16 protein-coding genes and 1 pseudogene are annotated in these 18,879 nt (G+C 46.3%); 9 read left to right on the forward strand and 8 right to left on the reverse strand.

Features of this window, described 5'->3' with window-relative positions:
- The first annotated feature begins 106 nt into the window (after positions 1–106).
- A complete protein-coding gene (locus V7Q13_RS13720; RefSeq protein WP_333801241.1) occupies positions 107–3,418 on the forward strand; it encodes a caspase family protein in 3,312 nt (1,103 codons plus the stop codon).
- Between the two features lie 2 nt (positions 3,419–3,420).
- Here V7Q13_RS13720 and folP read toward each other — a convergent pair whose 3' ends face one another.
- Positions 3,421–4,251 (reverse strand): dihydropteroate synthase, encoded by an 831-nt coding sequence (gene folP / locus V7Q13_RS13725; protein WP_333801242.1) that lies wholly within the window; start codon positions 4,249–4,251, stop codon positions 3,421–3,423.
- Positions 4,252–4,303: 52 nt separating this feature from the next.
- On the opposite strand from folP, the gene V7Q13_RS13730 reads away from it, so the two are divergent.
- From V7Q13_RS13730 to V7Q13_RS13740, 3 genes are all read left to right on the forward strand, one after another.
- On the forward strand, positions 4,304–4,852 hold the full coding sequence (locus tag V7Q13_RS13730; protein WP_333801243.1) for a DUF1599 domain-containing protein: 549 nt from the start codon (positions 4,304–4,306) through the stop codon (positions 4,850–4,852).
- Positions 4,853–4,917: 65 nt separating this feature from the next.
- Positions 4,918–6,039, forward strand: a complete 1,122-nt coding sequence (locus tag V7Q13_RS13735) for a BT_3928 family protein (protein WP_333801244.1) — start codon at positions 4,918–4,920, stop codon at positions 6,037–6,039.
- A gap of 91 nt (positions 6,040–6,130) precedes the next feature.
- Complete coding sequence (locus V7Q13_RS13740) at positions 6,131–7,216, forward strand: LptF/LptG family permease (RefSeq protein WP_333801245.1); 1,086 nt, start codon at positions 6,131–6,133, stop codon at positions 7,214–7,216.
- Between the two features lie 18 nt (positions 7,217–7,234).
- Here the strand turns inward: V7Q13_RS13740 and V7Q13_RS13745 are convergent, their stop codons facing one another.
- From V7Q13_RS13745 to V7Q13_RS13760, 4 genes and pseudogenes are all read right to left on the reverse strand, one after another.
- Positions 7,235–8,671 (reverse strand): PAS domain-containing sensor histidine kinase, encoded by a 1,437-nt coding sequence (locus V7Q13_RS13745; protein WP_333801398.1) that lies wholly within the window; start codon positions 8,669–8,671, stop codon positions 7,235–7,237.
- A gap of 177 nt (positions 8,672–8,848) precedes the next feature.
- Positions 8,849–9,061, reverse strand: a pseudogene (locus V7Q13_RS13750) (CHASE3 domain-containing protein); the annotation flags it as partial.
- A gap of 18 nt (positions 9,062–9,079) precedes the next feature.
- Positions 9,080–9,964, reverse strand: a complete 885-nt coding sequence (locus V7Q13_RS13755; RefSeq protein WP_333801246.1) for a CHASE3 domain-containing protein — start codon at positions 9,962–9,964, stop codon at positions 9,080–9,082.
- A 212-nt stretch (positions 9,965–10,176) separates the two neighbouring features.
- Entirely contained in the window at positions 10,177–10,845 is a 669-nt protein-coding gene (locus V7Q13_RS13760; protein WP_333801247.1) for a LysE family transporter, read from the reverse strand.
- A gap of 172 nt (positions 10,846–11,017) precedes the next feature.
- Here V7Q13_RS13760 and V7Q13_RS13765 point away from each other — a divergent pair, with 172 nt between their 5' ends.
- Both V7Q13_RS13765 and V7Q13_RS13770 read left to right on the forward strand, forming a co-directional pair.
- Positions 11,018–11,797 carry a (Fe-S)-binding protein gene (locus V7Q13_RS13765; RefSeq protein ID WP_333801248.1) on the forward strand — a complete coding sequence of 260 codons (780 nt, stop codon included), beginning with the start codon at positions 11,018–11,020 and terminating at the stop codon, positions 11,795–11,797.
- Positions 11,798–11,862: 65 nt separating this feature from the next.
- Positions 11,863–13,020 (forward strand): sigma-54-dependent transcriptional regulator, encoded by a 1,158-nt coding sequence (locus V7Q13_RS13770; protein WP_333801249.1) that lies wholly within the window; start codon positions 11,863–11,865, stop codon positions 13,018–13,020.
- A gap of 11 nt (positions 13,021–13,031) precedes the next feature.
- Here the strand turns inward: V7Q13_RS13770 and V7Q13_RS13775 are convergent, their stop codons facing one another.
- The gene (locus V7Q13_RS13775; protein WP_333801250.1) at positions 13,032–13,928 is read right to left on the reverse strand and encodes a MerR family transcriptional regulator; all 897 of its coding nucleotides are present in this window, start codon (positions 13,926–13,928) and stop codon (positions 13,032–13,034) included.
- 197 nt (positions 13,929–14,125) lie between these two features.
- Here V7Q13_RS13775 and lepB point away from each other — a divergent pair, with 197 nt between their 5' ends.
- Positions 14,126–15,871 carry a signal peptidase I gene (gene lepB / locus V7Q13_RS13780; RefSeq protein WP_333801251.1) on the forward strand — a complete coding sequence of 582 codons (1,746 nt, stop codon included), beginning with the start codon at positions 14,126–14,128 and terminating at the stop codon, positions 15,869–15,871.
- Between the two features lie 78 nt (positions 15,872–15,949).
- Complete coding sequence (locus V7Q13_RS13785; protein WP_333801252.1) at positions 15,950–16,435, forward strand: cytidine deaminase; 486 nt, start codon at positions 15,950–15,952, stop codon at positions 16,433–16,435.
- Positions 16,436–16,567: 132 nt separating this feature from the next.
- Here the strand turns inward: V7Q13_RS13785 and V7Q13_RS13790 are convergent, their stop codons facing one another.
- Positions 16,568–17,092, reverse strand: coding sequence for a DUF1572 family protein (locus V7Q13_RS13790; protein WP_333801253.1), 525 nt, complete (start codon positions 17,090–17,092; stop codon positions 16,568–16,570).
- Between the two features lie 9 nt (positions 17,093–17,101).
- The gene (locus V7Q13_RS13795) at positions 17,102–18,244 is read right to left on the reverse strand and encodes a M28 family metallopeptidase (RefSeq protein WP_333801254.1); all 1,143 of its coding nucleotides are present in this window, start codon (positions 18,242–18,244) and stop codon (positions 17,102–17,104) included.
- 186 nt (positions 18,245–18,430) lie between these two features.
- Between V7Q13_RS13795 and V7Q13_RS13800 the strand changes: the two genes are divergently transcribed.
- Complete coding sequence (locus V7Q13_RS13800) at positions 18,431–18,793, forward strand: hypothetical protein (protein WP_333801255.1); 363 nt, start codon at positions 18,431–18,433, stop codon at positions 18,791–18,793.
- The last annotated feature ends 86 nt before the right edge of the window (positions 18,794–18,879 follow it).

An 18,879-nucleotide genomic window follows, 5' to 3' on the forward strand; every position in this document is an offset into this window, starting at 1 on the left:
AGGATAAATTGTTGCGACAATGTAAGACCGCCAACTGTTTTCCACAAGCGTATCAGCATACAATTTGTAAACACGAATTCAAGCACTTTTACCAAAAGAAGCCAACGTGACGATTTCAGCTTTTATACAACGCACCCTTTTTTTGTTGATGGCCGCAAGTCTGGCTGCTGTTGCAACAGCACAAAACAGTGGCCTGCAACCTGTGTTGCAAACCGGGCATGAAGATGATATTTTGTTTGCTGACGCAGATGCTTCGGCACAAGTATTGGCCACGGCGGATAAACACAACGTAATACTCTGGAACAGCAGCAATGGCCGGCAGTTGCGCAAAATCACCAGCGGGCAAACCATCAGGGGGATGGCCCTGTGCAACAAAGCATCGCAGCTGGCTATTCTTTTGTACGACTACGGCATTGTGTCGGCTTTGTATTGGTACAATACACAAACCGGAGCACTCACTGACAGCATCAGCTTTAAACAAACCAATGCATGGGGCAGTTCATTTCCGCCAATGGATGCCCTCATCAGCAGTGGCCAAAACGATGAAGTAGCCGTTCGGTCTTTCAGCACTTTGCAGCTCATCAATCTTACGACGAAACAGCGCAGCCCGGCAATTGAACTGTTTTCTTACGACAATCAGATAGCGTACAATGCATCAACACAACGCTGGCAGATTGCTGCCAACCGCAACGACCAGGTGGAGCTGCATTACATCAACGACAGCTATACCAAGCAGCTTCAAACCATTTACGACCGCAGCGAAAAGCCGATGGCGCTTAGCTTTCATGCATCGGGTAAAATGGCCATGCTACTGGCGCCCAACAAGCTGATGATTTTTAACGACGCAGATACCACGCTGCAGGAAGAAACGCTACGCGGCAGTAACAACATTCGGAGTTATGAGCACTACGATGTTCGTTGGAATATTGCGGGCAATTTGTTGCTCAGCAATATTGGGCAAGATGCCCATGTGTATGATGCCCATCAGCAAACATGGATCAACGATAAAAACGATGCTTTGAAATATGCCAATCATGTATTGGCCATTGATGACAGCAATGATAAAATAGCAGCGATAGGCAAGCAATTGCCCAGCATACTTCGCTGGCCGCAGCAACAAAACTTTACCAGTTTTGATACCAAAGTGATGAGCCTGCAACAGCTGCGATTTTCACCCAACGGAAAAATGCTGTCATCGGTACCCGGCATCACGTTTGCAGATTACAGCCATGTAATTGACCTCAGCACCGGCAGGCTGATGCACAACCGCAATTATCCATTGGGTATTTATCAATGGCTAAGCGATTCGCTGGTGCTCACCACCGTACCCAATGACTTTGGCGACAAGCCCAAGCTGGCGCAGGTTTGCAACTTTTATACAGGCAACGTGTTGCAAACTTTTGTACCCCCCAAAGCCGAAAAAAAACCGGAAGCAGCGTTGCTTTCACCAGACAGAAAAGCATTTGCCAGCATCAATGCGTTGTACAAAGAACTGGTGATTTTAAAAGGCCCACAGTTTAGCCAGCAAACAAGGATGCTGCTGCCTACTACCACTTCCACGCATATTGAATTTACGCCGGATAGCCGCTACCTCATTGTGGGTAGTGAAAGCATCCGTATTTATGATATTCAAAGCAACAAATGGAAGGTATTGAGAGACACGGCAAGGGTGTACAGCATCGATAATTTTACGGTAACGCCAGACAGTAAAGAATTGTGGTTTGAGCTGTTGGACAACAAGGTAGAAACCGTCATCTACAGCTACAGCTTTTCGACCGGTGAATACCGATTGAAAAGAAAATCGGACACTCTCATCAGCATCATCAAACATCATCCCACCAAACCCATGTATGCCATTGGTTATTTCAATGGTGTGGTGGAAATACGGGATGCTCAAACAGATGTCATTTTGTTTCTGCAAAAAGTGCATGATGCAGTAGTGGATGAAGTATTGTTTCACCCGACCAGAAATTGGGTGAGTACCTTGGGCAGCGACCAATTGTTGCGTTGCATTGACATCGACAAACAAAGCACTCAATACAGCATGGCATTGCTGAGCAATGCGGCAGAAAAAGGGCCCGCCATTTTTACCCCCGACCGCTATTACATGATGCCGCCCACACTCACCACCGAAATGCATTTTGCCAAAGGCTTTCAAACCTACTCCTTCGCCCAGTTTGACCTGCAGCTGAACCGCCCCGACATTGTATTGCAACGCATGGGCGAAGCAGCGCCAGAGCTGATACAAATGCAACAAAAAGCTGCAGAACGCCGCTGGCAAAAAGCAGGCATGACGGCCGCACAAGATTTGCAGGCTTTCGACAGCATGGAGCCCTTGCTGTTGTACAACCGCAAGGAGCTCAGCAACAGCAGCACAGAGCCGGTGGTTGAGATGCAGTTTATTACCCGATATGCTGCAGCAAACATCAAGCAACTAACGGTGTATGTAAACGGGCAAAAAGCCTACACCGGCAAAGCAGGTACCAACCGTTGGAAAATTCCGGTAGCACTAAGTGCTGGCAACAATTTGATTGAGGCGTCTTATCTCAACAACAATGGCACCGAAAGCCTGCGGGAAAGCATCGACATTACTTTCGAACCCGTAACACCTGTTGAGGCCCGCACTTATTACATCGGCATTGCGGTATCGCACTACGCCGACAGCAATTACAACCTGCAATATGCTACCAAAGATGTGCAGGATATTGCGCAGCGTTTTCAACAGCAATACAGCAATGCATCTGTGCATTTGTACACCGACACTGCAGTGACGCTGCCCTTACTCGACCGCATTCATCAACTGCTACAACAAACCACCGTACACGACCGTGTGGTTGTCTCCTACTCCGGCCATGGTTTGTTAGATACCGGTTACAATTTTTACCTCGCCAGTTATGCAACCAGCTTTGAACAACCAGCCTTGCACAGCATTCCATATGCCAGTCTCACCAATATTTTTACAGATGTACCGGCCAGGCAAAAGCTCTTGCTGATAGATGCCTGCCACAGCGGTGAAATAGACAAAGAAAATGTGCAGTTCAACTTTGGCAGCAGCATGGCAGCCAAACCTTTGGGGCGCAGCAGCATTCGCAAAGTGCAAGGCAAAACACAGCTAGGCAATACCGTGAAGCTGATGGAAACTTATTTCACCGATGTGTCGAAAGATTTGGGTGTCAATATCATTTCCGCTGCAGCGGGTGAAGAGTATGCTCTGGAAAGCAGTGAGTGGAACAACGGTGTTTTTTCGTACAGTTTTATGCAGGCTTTGTTCGATAAAAAAGCAGACAGCAACTATGATAAAAAAATAACGCAAACAGAGTTGCGTAAATACATGCAGCAGCGGGTACAGGAACTCACCAATGGCAAACAACAACCTACCAGCCGTAGTGTAAATGCCAGCTACGATTGGGCGTTTTAAGCTCAGGCTTGCTGCATAGCGGTTACCAGTTTTACGGTTTCAACAGCCTCTTGCACATCGTGTACCCGAAGTATGTGGGCTCCTTTTTGCAAGCCAATGGTATTGAGTACCGTGGTGCCATTCAATGCTTCAGCAGAGGTGGTACCTAAGGTTTGGTAAATGGTTCTTTTGCGGCTGATGCCCATGAGCAAAGGACGTTGTAATGAGTGCAGCACTTCCATCTGGCGCAACAATTGAAAATTATGTGCCGTGGTTTTGGCAAACCCAAATCCAGGGTCAATAATCACATCATTTATACCAGCCGCCTGGCATGCCGCCAATCGTTCAATAAAATAATCCAGGATGTCTGTCAGCAGATTGTCGTACTCGGCCAGTTGGTTCATGCTGCCGGGTGTACCCTTCATGTGCATGCAGATGTAGGGCACCTGCAGGCGGCCAACAGTCGGCAGCATCTCCGCATCAAGATGGCCACCGCTTACATCATTTACAATATGTGCCCCGGCTTGCACGGCAGCTTCGGCTACCGCCGCATGAAAGGTATCCACACTAATCAGCAGGTTGGGGCAGGCGGATGCAATGGCCGCAATGACAGGCACTACGCGGTCGGTTTCTTCGGCCGCCCCTACCCAATCGGCACCGGGGCGGGTGCTTTGGCCGCCAATATCCACCATTGCTGCACCTGCTTTTTGCATGTGCATTGCGGTGGCTACGGCTTCCTCCACTTGTGTTTTGCGGCTGTTGGCAAAAAAAGAATCGGGCGTGGTATTGATAATGCCCATCACCATGGGCTGGTCGATGACGACAAGTTTTCCCCTGCAATTGAGTGTATACATGCGGTTGATAACGAAGCTTTACTTTTGGCTGCCGGTAAAAGTACCACATCGCATGACTAAAACAATTGAACAATACAACGCCGCCATTGCATCTGCCCGAGATATTTTTATGAAGAAAGCCAGCGATTATGGCACTTCGTGGCGGGTGCTGCGGCCCATTTCTGTAGCCGACCAAATCTACATTAAGGCCCGCCGCATAAGGCAGTTGCAGGAAAATGAACTGCAGCTGGTGGCCGATGATATTCCCAGCGAATTTCGTGGCATTATTAACTATGCCATCATTGGACTCATTCAGCTCGACATTGACAATGATGAAATTGAAACCCTGCCGCTGGAAGAATGTGCCAGCCGGTACGATGAAAAAGTGAGCATCGTTCGCCAGCTAATGGAAATGAAAAACCACGACTATGGCGAGGCCTGGCGGGAAATGAGTCAGGAAAGTTTTGCCGACCTGATTATGATGAAGATTTACCGCATGAAGCAAATCATTCGCAACGAAGGCAAAACCATCATCAGTGAAGGGTTGGATGCCAACTATATGGACATCATGAACTACGCGGTGTTTGCCCTGATACTGCTGGCCGAAGCGGAGCAGCTGTGAGGTAACAGATAACCCATGTTAAAAAAACGTTTTTCATTTACCCAAACCCACTTCACTTTTTTAGCATGAAAAGTATCGTCAACATACTGCGCATTCTTACCGGGCTGTTGTTCATTTTCAGCGGGCTTATCAAAGCCAACGATCCGCTAGGGCTTGGCTACAAAATGGACGAATACTTTACCGTATGGAACTGGCACTGGGCCAGCCCATTTAGCCTGTACCTGAGCATAGGCATGAATGTGCTGGAAATAGTGGCTGGCGTGGCATTGCTGCTGGGTTGGGCACCTAAATTCATCACCCGGCTGCTGCTGGTGCTCATGGTCTTTTTCACCTTCCTGACCGGCTATGCCGTACTCAGTGGAAAAATAAAAACCTGTGGTTGCTTTGGCGATTGCGTTCCATTGCAGGCATGGCAATCTTTTGTAAAAGATTTGGTGCTAACGGCCATTATATTGGTGCTTGTTTGGAAACATGAATTCATAAAAGCAGTACTACCGCTTCGGGCCAATTTGTTTGCTGTTTTGTTTAGCACCGGCATGGTGTTTTTCGGCCAGCTCAACGTGCTCAAGCATTTGCCATATGTAGATTGCCTGCCATATGCGGCGGGTAAAAACCTGCTGCAACAAATGGATCCGCCACCGGGCTCCATACCTGATAGCGTAGCCATTTTTTATACCTATAGAAAAGCGGGTCAAAACGTGGTGTTTGATGCCATGCACTTCCCCACCGACTTTGATGAGTCGAGCTACGAATATGTGAGCCGCGAAGAAAAAGTGGTACGCAAGGGCAATGCAGAACCTGCCATCAAAGACTTTGCGCTGTACAACAGCAACAAAACAGATACCACCCGCCAGCTGTTGCAAGCCAGCGGTAAGCAGCTGCTGTTTGTAGCCAAAGATTTTAATGGCTACAAGCCCGAGTGGCAGGAACTGTTTGTAAAACTGTACACCAAGGCCAGGGAAAAATCCATTCCGTTTTTCATTGTAAGCAACCAACCGGGTGATGTGGAAGAATGGTTTAACCAAACCAACCACTTCAATATTCCGGTGCTTACCTGCGATGGCACAGTGCTTAAAACCATGCTCCGCAGCAAAGTGGGCGTGGTAGCGTTGCAAGGTGCTACCGTAGCTGTCAAATGGAGTGATGCTGATATGAACGAAGCGGTGAAATGGATGAACGGGCTGTAACAGCGCATCGTTAAAATAGCGGCCGGCAAACAACGGCGGCCTGTTCATTGCAAATAATACTGCAAATTGCAGCCCGATAAAACCTCCAGCGTTGACCAAACTCGATTGGTACATATTGCGGCAATACATTTCCACTTTTGTGTTTGCCATTTTGCTTCTCACATTCATCACCGTAGTGATAGATACCAGTGAGCACTCCGACGATTTTGTAAAAAGCGGCCTCAGTACCTGGGAAATTATTAAGCAGTATCATTTCGGTTTTGTGCCACGGATGATTACGTTGCTCTTTCCGTTGTTCATTTTCATTTCGGTCATTTTCTTTACCAGCAAGCTGGCTGGCCGCACAGAAATTGTCGCCATCCTCGCCAGCGGTATTTCTTTCAACCGTTTTTTGCGCCCTTATTGGATTGGCTCTATCCTGTTTGCCGTTTTGTTGTGGCTGTCTTTCCGATACGTAACACCTATTGCCAATGGCATTTTTTCTACGTTTCAAAACAAGTACATCGATAACCCCAACTATAGTGGTGAATACAATGCCAGTACCATTTACTTCCGCAACGATAGTACGCACTATGGTTCTGTAAGCTATTTTGATACGGCTACTAAAAGAGGCAATGCCTTTACGCTGCAGGAAATAAAACACAACGAACTGAAGCAAAACATACGGGCCGAAAGCCTGGTGTGGGACACCGCCAAAAAACGCTGGAAACTGGAAGTGGTAACCATTCGGGATATCAACGGTGATGTAGAAAAAGTGCGCCAGATAAACGACACGGTGATTAACCTCAACTTTAAACCCAGCGAGTTTAAGAAAGGCCAATACACCAAAGACATTTTGAAAACGCCAGAGTTGCAAGAGTTGATTCGGAAAGAAAAACTACGAGGCACAGAAGGCATCAACGATTTGATTGTGGAACGACACCGCCGAGATGCTACTCCTGTAAGCATTGTGTTGCTCACCATGATGGGTGTAGCGGTGAGCAGCCGCAAAGTTCGTGGTGGCAGTGGCTTGCATTTGGCCATGGGTATTATTCTGGCAGCCCTATTTATCCTTACCGACAGGTTTAGTACCATATTCAGTACCAAGGGTAATTTTCCGCCTGCTCTTGCAGCGTGGACGCCCAACCTGATTTTCTTTTTTGTAACGATTTACCTGTTTAAAAAAGCGCCCAAGTAACGCTAGGGCATTGCTGCATTAGAGTGGCACTGTTATTTCCAATTTGCAGCCTTCGCCGGGAGCAGAAATGATACGCATTTCACCGGCATAAAACTGAACCCGGCTTTGCATATTGCGCAGGCCAATACCTTTTGCTTTTTCTTTGGTATCAAATCCCACACCATTGTCTGTGATGGTCATTTGCAATTGTGTGGGGGTAGAAGCCAGCACAATGGTAACAACGGTAGCTTTTGCATGCTTGTTGATATTGCTGATTTGCTCTTGTGCTATGCGATACAGCATCAACTCTTTTTGCTCATCAATGGCTACAGCAGGATCTAAGTGATTGATGAGTGTGATTTCATGGCCATGTGCATTGGCAAACTGGCGAGACAAACTTTGCAGGGCATCAATCAATCCGGTGTCGCCCAGCGTGGGCGTAACCAGCGTGTGAGATAAGGTACGGATTTCATCCACGGCAAGATTGACGCATTCGAAGCCTTGCTGCACTAAATGGTGCGGAATGATTTCATGCTTTTTGGCACGTGCCAGGTAAATTTTTGCAGTAGCCAAAATCTGATTGATATTGTCGTGTAGTTCTTTGGCCAGTTCGTTGCGTTCTTTTTCCTGTGCTTCAATGGTGAGTTGTGTGGTAAGCTTTTGCTGTTCAAGCTGCCGGTCTACCAGTTCCTTTTCCAGCCTTTTTTGATCGGTAATATCAATCGACAGAATGAGTATGCCTTCGGGCACAGGCTGAACGCTCAACTCGAACCACCCCTTGCTGCCATCCGGAAACTCAAACTCGTTGACAATGGTTTTTGAAATTCTGCTTTGCATGCAGTTTTGCAACTCAACAAACAACGGCGCTTTTTCAAAGCCGGGATACACATCCATCATTCTCCTGCCCAGTAATTCAGCTTCTGAAAACTTGCTCTGCCGTATCACCACTTTGTTTAAAAACAGGTAGCGCCAGTCGAAGGAAATGATTTGGATACCTTCCTGCATGTTTTCCAGCAAGCCTTTGTAGTGTGTTTCTTTTTCCAGCACTTCCCGGGTTTTTTCTTCTACCCTTTTTTCCAGTGTGGCATTCAACATTTTAATTTCCTGCTCCGCACTTTTGGCTGCCGTTTCATCACCCACAAAACCCATCAGGAAAGAGGGTTTTCCTGCTTCGTTGTAAAAAATGCGGCTCTTACACCATATCCATCCCAACGTGCCGTCAGCTTTTATAATGCGGCAATCAAACTCAAGGTCTCTTTCTCCACCCGAGGCTACTTCCCAGGCTTTGTGCACTTTTTCATGGTCTTCCGCCACCACGTGTTTTTCAAAAAACAGATCGAATGACCAATCCTTCACTGGTGTATCATACCCCATGATTTTATCATGAAGTGCAGATCGCTTTATATCACCTGTAACCAAATCAATCGTCCACGAGCCAATGCCTGCACTTTCCAATGCAAACGCCAGGTTTTCCATCGATTTTCGCAGCTCCGCTTCCGATGCTTTCAATTGTGCTTCTGCACTATTTCGTTCCTGGTTTTTACGATAAATAATTAAAAACGTGGTAACAATGAGCAACAATGTAAGCCCCTGAAAAATGACAATGATGCGGTTGGAATTCGTAATGGTTTTATTATTCCTTTCTTCCCTTATTTCGAGCAATGCATTTTCGTGTTGTTGCATGTCGCCAATAAGGCTGCGGAGTTTACTGCCTAAGTATAATCCTTCATTCGCCGCTACGGTCAACCTGTCTGGAGTGAGTTGCCCCTTTTTCTGTAAAGCGATCATTTCCCGCCTTGAATGGATATATGTTTCCACCATGCGGCTCAACGAGTCAACCCTTTCCTGCTGCTCACCATTGTCAAGCGTGAGCTTTTTGAAATGCTATATTTCACGAACAATAGCTATCGAAAGGCTATCGAATGCGGCTACATAATATTGATCTTTTGTAACAAAAAAGCCACGAATACTGCTTTGCATTTCTGCAGTCATCTTGCTTATCCTTTCCGACATTAGCTGCCTCTCGTAAGTGTGGCGGATTGTTATTTCACTATCGGCCCGTTGCTTGTTGTTATCACTAATGGCAAAAAAGATGAAAATCAACAGTAACAACGACACCGCAAAATAGACGCCCACTTTTTGCTCAAATGTGAGTTTGAAGTTTGCCAAATGCCGGCTCTTCAGCAATGATGTGCTCAGTAGTAAAAACAATATGGCCGTAAGCAATGCTGTTTTGGCCAACCATGGAATGGCCTGCAAAAAACTACTGCCGAAAAGCTGGTTTAAAAATACCAATGCCGAAACGCTGATGACGCCAATAAGACTGATCACACAAAACCACAACATTCTTTTTGACTGAATGAAAAGAATGATCAACGAAATAATGACAAAGCTTAACGAAGTGTGCACACTTGGCCTGCCGGCATATTTTGTTTCAACGGGGTTGGGATCATCTTTCCAAATCAGTTCATCAATACCTGCATTGAAATCAAAAATGGTTTGAGAGGCACTGAGCAAGCCAAAAACAAACATGAACAATGCAATGCCTTTTGCCCACTGCACATAGCGGGGTTCTGCTTTTTCTTCCAGCAACCATACAGCAGTACCCAGCAATAAAAAACCAACTGCCGTATTGAATTTGATGTTGATAATGCCAGGTAAAACCGACTTGAATATATTGACATTGAATATCCAACCATATACTACCAGTATAGCCGCAACAATCACTATTGCCGACAATACTTTACTAGTATGAAGTTTTTTCAACATCAATTGTAGCTGGATATTAAATGAACTCACCTGTTATGCAAGAGGAGAAGATGAGTCAGTTACTAACGTGAATGTAGGGGTAAACAAATTGAAAAACAATGACATATGACGCTAATTACCCGGTTTTGACATTCCTGTGAGCTGAATGACCGATTTGTGCCCAAATATCTTTTCCGTCAATGGTCTTTTCTTCATGTTAAACGGTTATTGAATTACACTTTTTCTTTGGCTTTCAGCGCTGCTGCAGCACCTTTATTGAAAATAATTTTATATAAAAAAACAACCGCTGTAACGGCGAAAATGGCGGCAATACTGTATTGCACCACGTTCATGTGGCTATGCATGTTTTGCAGCAGCACCTGCCCGCCTATTACAAACACAGCCAATCCAATAAGGGTGCCAATACCAATGCCCACACTGTACCAGTTAAACTGCTGCCCATTAGCCTGCAAAATGCCTTTGCTAAACAGCACCGTACTCCACCCAAACCAAAACGGAATTTGCATAGGGTTGAGAGCACTCATGGTTACGCCCAATATAAACGGATGTACATCGGCATTCAGAATCACATTTTTTCCTGCTTGTGCGGGGTTGCTGGCTGCCATAAAACTGGTAACCGCCAAGGTGGCTACAATAACAAAAGCCAGCCAGTCCATCAATCGTAGGAGTCCGGCCCGGTGCCTTATCCAATTGATGCCCACCAGCGACACACGTACATAGGCTACCTCAATAATAGCTGCTCCTATGCCAAACAGGCTGGCATGCCACACACCTTCGGCAATAGAAATTTGCATGGCCGCCACATTAATGGTGCCCAAAGGCAAAGTACCCAAGGCACTGATGCCCAATCCCCAAAAAGCAATACGCAGCAATGCTTTCATTTCTCCCACATTCTTCAAAGCGGCCAAATATAACCGACCTGAACCAGCCCTGTGAACAAGCCATACAAAATGTGGCAAACTGATGGCGAACAGCTACCTTCAAACCCGCATTTTTGTATATCGATTGCCTGCCGATGTATTGGCTGGTAAACAATGACTAAGCTTAGAACATATGAATGTAAAAACCATGGCCCAATGGGCTGCCGAAGGCACTGCGCCGGATATTTTATTTTGGGTAGGATGTGCCGGCAGTTTTGATCAGCGGGCACAAAAAGTAACCCGAGCTTTTGCTCAAATACTGGATGCTGCTGGTGTAAGCTACGGCATACTGGGTGCCGAAGAAATGTGTACCGGCGACCCTGCCCGCCGGGCAGGTAATGAATTTTTATTTCAGATGATGGCCAGCCAAAATATTGCCGTTCTCAATGGTTATGAAGTAAAAAAAATAGTAACCACCTGTCCGCATTGCTTTAATACACTGAGCAATGAATACCCCGAACTGGGTGGCAAATACGAAGTGGTGCACCACACCACGTTGCTGCAGCAACTCATCAATGAAGGGAAAGTGAAAATGAAAGAAGGCGGTAGTTTCAAAGGTAAACGCATTACCTACCACGACAGCTGCTACCTCGGCCGGGCCAACCAAATTTATGAAGCGCCCCGTGCCGTGCTCGAAGCCCTCGATGCCGAGCTGGTAGAAATGAAACGCTGCCGCAGCAATGGTTTGTGCTGTGGTGCCGGCGGTGCACAAATGTTTAAAGAAGAAGAAAAAGGCGATACCCGTGTCAACTGGGAACGTACCAAAGAAGCATTGGAAACACAACCCGCTGTCATCGCTTCTGCATGCCCTTTCTGCAATACCATGCTTACCGATGGTGTAAAAGTGAACGAAAAAGAAACTGAGGTACAGGTACTGGATGTGGCAGAACTGGTGGCGCAAAGTTTGGCATGATTGCTGAAGTAAAGCCCCCGATTAATACAAGCATTTTTTAGAAGTAATACCCTACACAAGCCACTATGTCGAGCATTTTGATTATTGATGATGAAAGAGCCATTCGCAACACCCTCAGCGAAATTTTACAACACGAAGGCTACAAAATTGATGTAGCTGAAAATGGCGAGGAAGGCTTTGAAAAGTTTAAGAAAAACAGCTACGACGTAGTGTTGTGCGATATTAAAATGCCGAAGATGGACGGCATTGAATTTTTGGAAAAAAGCCGCGAAGTAAATCCTGATGTGCCGCTGATAATGATTAGCGGCCACGGCAATATAGAAACAGCGGTTGAAGCAGTAAAAAAAGGTGCCTACGATTATATTTCCAAGCCACCCGATCTCAACCGGTTGCTCATCACCATTCGCAATGCCACCGACAAAACCACGCTGGTAGCCGAAACCAAAACGCTGAAACGCAAAATCAGCAAGGTGCAGGAGATTATAGGCGAAAGCGAACCCATTCAAAAAATTAAAGACACGATAGCCAAAGTAGCCCCAACCGATGCCCGGGTATTGGTAACCGGAGAAAACGGTGTGGGTAAAGAACTGGTGGCCAAGTGGATTCATGAGCAAAGCAACCGCTGCCGTGGTCCGCTGATTGAAGTCAACTGTGCTGCCATCCCCAGCGAACTCATCGAAAGCGAATTGTTTGGCCATGAAAAAGGCTCCTTTACTTCTGCCGTAAAACAGCGCATTGGCAAGTTTGAGCTGGCCAATGAAGGCACGTTGTTTTTGGATGAAGTGGGCGACATGAGCCTTGATGCACAAGCCAAAGTGCTGCGGGCTTTGCAGGAAGGTACTATTACCCGTGTAGGTGGCGATAAAGAAATAAAAGTGAATGTGCGGGTAGTAGCCGCTACCAACAAAAACCTGATGGAAGAAGTGGAAGCCCGGCGCTTTCGACTCGACTTATACCATCGCCTTGGTGTAATACTTATTCATGTACCATCGCTCAACGACCGCCGCAGCGACATTCCGGCTTTGGTCGATCATTTCCTAACCAACATTTGCAACGAATACGGTACAGCTAAAAAACAAATTGCACCGGAAGCTGTGGCACTGTTGCAGCAGCACAACTGGACGGGCAATATTCGTGAGTTACGCAACATTGTAGAACGACTTGTTATCCTGAGTGATAAAACCATTACCGAAAACGACGTACGTGAAAATGTGCGAATGTAACGCATTTGCAATTATGCCAACACTCCGCCAAAAGGCTGGCGGCAATAATGCAGCAATTCTTGCATGCTGTTAATGAGCATTGCGTTAGGTGGTACATGGCGTATAAACTGTACCAGCGGCCCACTGGCTACCACTTGCCTGTTCGGAAAACGATAACTCCACATTTCCAGATATTCTTCAGCATCCATACGGGTAAAATTGGTGAGCTGATGGTAGTGCAATTGCGCCACCTGCTTGTGTTTGCAATACTCTTCCACCGTAGCCTCTGATACATTGCAACCAAGATTGATTACCGGATATCCATTTTTGCGTAGCAAATAGTAGGTAAACAACAACGGAATTTCATGATACTCCTCTTCGGGGCCAAACAGCAATATGAGCTGCTGATGCTCGGTACGTACCAAGGGTAGTTCGTTGATGTGGCGGATGATGACATTGCGAATAAGTGTACTGGCAAAATGCTCTTGTGCCGGTAGCAGTTCTTCATTCATCCACAGCAGACCTATTTTTTCCAGCAAGGGATACACCACATGCACCACAGCCCGCTCCAGCCCCAGTTGCAAAATGGTGGCTGTAATGGTGGCATCAAACAACGCTTCATTAAAATCGCGGCTGGCCAGCAGCATATCATTCATTTGCTCTACAAAAAAAACGCCGCTCCGCACTTCTTTGTCTATCATTTGCGCAATGGCTTCTTCGGCCAGCGAAGCAATGTGCGAAATTTTGTAGCCCTGATGGTACAGCCAGCTCACCCTCAAAATGCGGCGCAGGTCTTCGTTGGTATAATACCGGTGTTTGCTTTCTTTCCGGTGAGGCAAAACCAGCCCGTAGCGGGCCTCCCACATACGCAAGGTATGGGCCTTTATCCCACTCAATCGTTCTACATCTTTAATCGAAAACAACTGCATTTGTTGGTGAAAAGTAGGCTGAAGCCCCGTTTGTAACCCTGACAAAAATCAGTTTCAGTCGTCTGTTGAATCTCTGGTGTCAAATACAAACGAAATGATAAACTATATTGCCGGATTGGCCCGATACTACGAAAAGGTATTTTTGCCGGAACCGCTCTGCACACTTTACTTTGGCAGGCATTAAAACAAAAACCGATATGGGTTGGATCATTTTTTTGATAGGAACGATAGGCTGGCACATTGGTATGTACGGCATGTTTAAAAAAGCCGGCATTACTCCCTGGAAAGCCCTCATTCCCTTTTACAATACCTGGTGCATTATTGAAAAAATTCAGGTGCGCCGGGTGTGGTTTTGGCTGCAGTTTATTCCCATTGCAGGGCAGTTCATCAGCATTTGGCTCACCATCATTTTTGTGATGCACTTTGGCCGCTTCAATGTGTTGCATCATGCAGGTGCCGTGCTGGTGCCATTTATATATTTCCCCTACCTCGGCTTTTCGCCAAACGAACGTTATGCCGGCCACGAAGTATTTCTCAATTACAAAAAGCCTTCGAGCCGCGAATGGGTGGACGCGGCAGTTTTTGCAGTTGTAGCTGCTACACTTATCCGCACCTTTATTTTCGAAGCTTACACCATTCCTACTCCATCTATGGAAAAGACTTTGCTGGTGAATGATTTCCTCTTCGTCAACAAAGTTTCGTACGGACCACGCATTCCCAAAACGCCGCTTAGCTTTCCATTTGTACACAACCTGATGCCGAACTCACAAGTACCGTCCTACCTCACCTGGATTCAAATACCCTACAGCCGTATAGCCGGCTACGAAAAAGTAGAACGCAACGATGTAGTGGTGTTTAATTTCCCCTTGGGCGATACCATCATCAACGATCCGGGCTATGGTTCTGCCAAGCCTTACTACGATGTATTGCGAAGCACCTACGGTGGCAACCGCAATGCTCTGCTTGCCGACTGGGGCGATAAAATAATTGTACACCCCATGGACAAAGCCGACAACTACATAAAACGATGTGTAGCAGTAGCCGGCGACACTCTCTACCTGAAAAATGGCGAACTGTATGTAAACAATACCAAGGCTTACGAGCCTGCAGGCATGCAAAACGATTACAACGTATCGGTTAAAAGTGCCATTGATTTCAACAGCCTTGAAGAAAATGCGGACATCCACATTCGATGGACTGATAAGGAAACGGAAATTGCCAACCTCGAAAATCAATTCGTTAGCAGCAGAGAATACCAGCTCAGCATGAGCCCCGAAGATGCTGCCAAAATGAAAAAAATGAGCAACGTAACGGCAGTAAACATTCGCTTGTTGCCCCGTATTTATTTAGTAGAAAAAAAGACCAGCCCTGTTATTTACGAAGCTATTCATCCATCGTTTTTTACTGGCGAAGCCATGAAAGTAAACCTCAACGGATACCAGCGAGACATGCGCCTTCCTGAATTGGATACGGCCCGCTTTGATTTGATTTATGCTACCAAACAAGCAGCTGACGCAGTGCGTAAATCGCCAAACGTGGCACAAGTAAGCCAGCACGATGATGCTTACATTTTTCCCAACATCAACAACGCTGGTTTTGATTGGACGGTAGATGATTTTGGACCCATTATTATTCCTGCAAAAGGAACTACCATTTCTTTGACAACACAAAATTTGCCGCTTTACGAACGCATCATTCGCAACTACGAAGAGCACAGCCTTGAAGTAAAAAGCAACCAAATCATCATTGATGGTAAGCCTGCAGACAAATACACGTTTAAATACAATTACTACTGGATGATGGGCGACAACCGCCACAACAGTCAGGACAGCCGCTTTTGGGGTTTTGTGCCCGAAACGCATGTAGTAGGCAAAGCCAGTTTTATTTGGTTTAGTTGGGAAAAAGGACCACGCTGGAAGCGAATTTTCAGCAGCATTAAATAAACACGTAATTTTAACTGCCACAACAGAAATCCTTCTCCAACATGGGGAAGGATTTTTTATCACTCAAACTGATGAAAGATGGCAAACAAAACACATCAATTTACTTACGAGCTCCACGAGAACGAAAGCAGCCTTTCGCCGGCAGACCATGCATTACTTCAAGCAGCCCGGGAGCATACCGCTGCAGCATACGCACCTTACAGTGCATTTAAAGTAGCTGCCGTAGCACAAACAACCAACGGACATATCGTAAAAGGCACCAACCAGGAAAACGCCAGCTACCCTGTTGGTATTTGTGCAGAAAGAGTATTGCTCTCTGCACTCAGCACGTTGCACCCAACAGAAGCGGTTGCTACCTTGGCCATATCTTACCACAACCTGCATGGCAACAGTGGTAAGCCAGCATCGCCCTGCGGCATGTGCCGACAGGCATTGGTAGAATACGAGCAAAGATTCAACCAGCCTATGCGCCTCATTTTATCGGGCCAGCAAGGCGAGGTAATGGTGATTGCTTCTGCCAAAGACATACTGCCGTTTGGCTTTACGGCAGAAGACATGAAGTAGATGAAGGATGTAGGATATCTGATATCTGATGTCTGATATGCCGCCTTTGTTGGTCGCCGAAGTTTGCCAATGCTGATTGCGGGTTCAATTCAACATTCCTAATTCACCATTCATCATTTCTCAAGTCGCCGACTACTTTTTCATCGCTTCGTTGTACGCTGCACTGCCGCCCTTGGGTACCGATAAATTTTGCCAGTCATTTTTGCGCAGCATTTTACCCAGCATCACTATTTGTCCAATGTGATAGCCATAGTGAGCCAGCTGCCGCAGCAAAGCATCGTAGGCTTTCAGCTTTTCGGTACGGATGGTTACGTCTTGCATGAGTTGCGCATCGCTGAGCGAACCAATAGTACTCAGCACATGACTCCAGCCGGTTTCCCAAAAATCAATCAGGTCTTGCTTGCTTACGTTCATGGGCTCAAATTCTGCATCGCGGTTGCGCCAGGGCTTTTCACCATCTTCTGTTAAAAAATGAGTGAAGCGGCTCATCATGTTGCCATACATGTGCTGCACAATAATGGCAATGCTGTTGGCACCTTCCGCTGGCTCCCATTTCAATTCATCTTCGCTTAGTTGCGCAAATGTTTTATCACCCAGTTGCTTGTAATAGGTAAAGCGGGCAATGATGTCTTTGGTAAAATCGGCAGCAGTAATCATGCAAGAAAATTATCGGGATTGAAGAATGAGCTGTTGAGAAAAATCGAGAATCAAACGTATTAAATCATTGGCTTCTACAAGAGGAACAGTGGCTGCAATATCTTCCACATCGTGGTATGCTTTTCGCTTGCCCAACGTGTACCAGAAAAAAGAAGGCACCCCTTTTTCGGTAAACCAATAATGATCGCTGTTTTGCGCCTTGCCCCTGCTGTTGATGGCCGTGAGATATTGTTTTTCCGAATTCAGTTTTTGCAGCAATGCAAATGCGTTAGGAAACTCAGTAGCATTCACCACAGTAATGCCCTCCTCGCCGTTCCCCATCAAATCGAGATTGAGTAAAAAGCGAATATTCGATAATGGGAATGCTGGTTTTTCTACATACCACGATGAACCCACCAATCCGGCTTCTTCGCCGGCAAACCAAATAAACACCGCTTTGTACGGCAAGGGTTGTGCCTGTATGCGGCACGCCAATTGCATGAGCAAAGCGGAGCCGCTGGCATTATCGTTGGCACCGGCAAATAGAGCATTGCCCAGTTGCCCCAAATGATCGTAATGTGCCGTAAAAACGATGGCAGAATCATTGCGCAGGGTACCGGCTACGGTGGCAATCACATTATCGGCCTTGAAGGATGGCTGAAAAAATGGAGTGACCTGCAATTTAATTTTTTTGGGTGCAGATGCAATTGCAGCACGACGTACAATAACCCGGCAATGGTTTTGCTGACGGGTAGCCACACTCCAGGTGAGTTTGTCTGCCAGCTGTACAATCAATTTTTGATCGGCCGATACCCATGTAGCAGAATCAACCTGCAATAAGCGGGAAACAGTGCCATCAAAACCGCCCGACTCTGGCCCTATTAAATAATCAACGCCTTCCTGTAAGGTATGGCCATTCACCTGCAACAAACTTGGACTTGGAAAAACATTCACCGGATATTCCACCGTTTGGCGCTGTATCTGTAAGCCTTGTTGCTGCATAGTAGCAGCTATCCAATTGGCAGCTTGCTGCATGCCATTATTCACATAACCACGCCCATGAAAGGCCGGTGCTGCAAGGGTATCCATCCACCGGCGAATGATGGCACTATCCTGTGCATACACACCCTGCAGTACACAGCAAAACAAAACGGTCACACAAAACTTTCGCATCCCTAAAGTATAAGGTTTTTCAACCAATTTTCAGCATGAGGAAAGATACCGAAAAGCATGACTTGCCTCATAGTTAGTTGTAGCTACTTTCGTCAAATTTGGTATTGACGAAGGGAAAAAAACGATGTATCTTGATAAGCTCCTTTCGTTCTTTTGATCAGATTGCTCACCTTAAAACTTCATGTTATGGTTACCGTAGCCGAACATCAGGCGCTGCTGGCCGAATGCGACCAGTGGCGTAATCAACTTCGCCAGGCAAAAGAAAACATCAATCATTTGCGCAGTGAACTCTACACTGCTGCTGCTGGCAAAACGGATCACGATTATTTGAAAGAGGTAGAACACTACCACAATCAGTTTCACATTCAGCTCATTAATGTGCACGACGTAAAACACGCCATTAAGCACCATGTAGCCGAAGCCGAACACCATCCCAACTTTGGTCATAAAATTCCGCACCACAACCTGGAATTACAGGTAAAACAATTAATGGCCGACATTGACCAACTCACCAAAGACTTTCACCGTTTCATTGGAGAAGCGGCATAACATGATAGAAAAGGTTGCAGGTATCTACACACTTGCAACCTTTTTTAATACATGAAGTACTTACCCTCATTGTATTCCGATTGCTT

This window comes from Phnomibacter sp., from assembly GCF_036803085.1.
Classification (GTDB): Bacteria; Bacteroidota; Bacteroidia; order Chitinophagales; family Chitinophagaceae; genus Phnomibacter.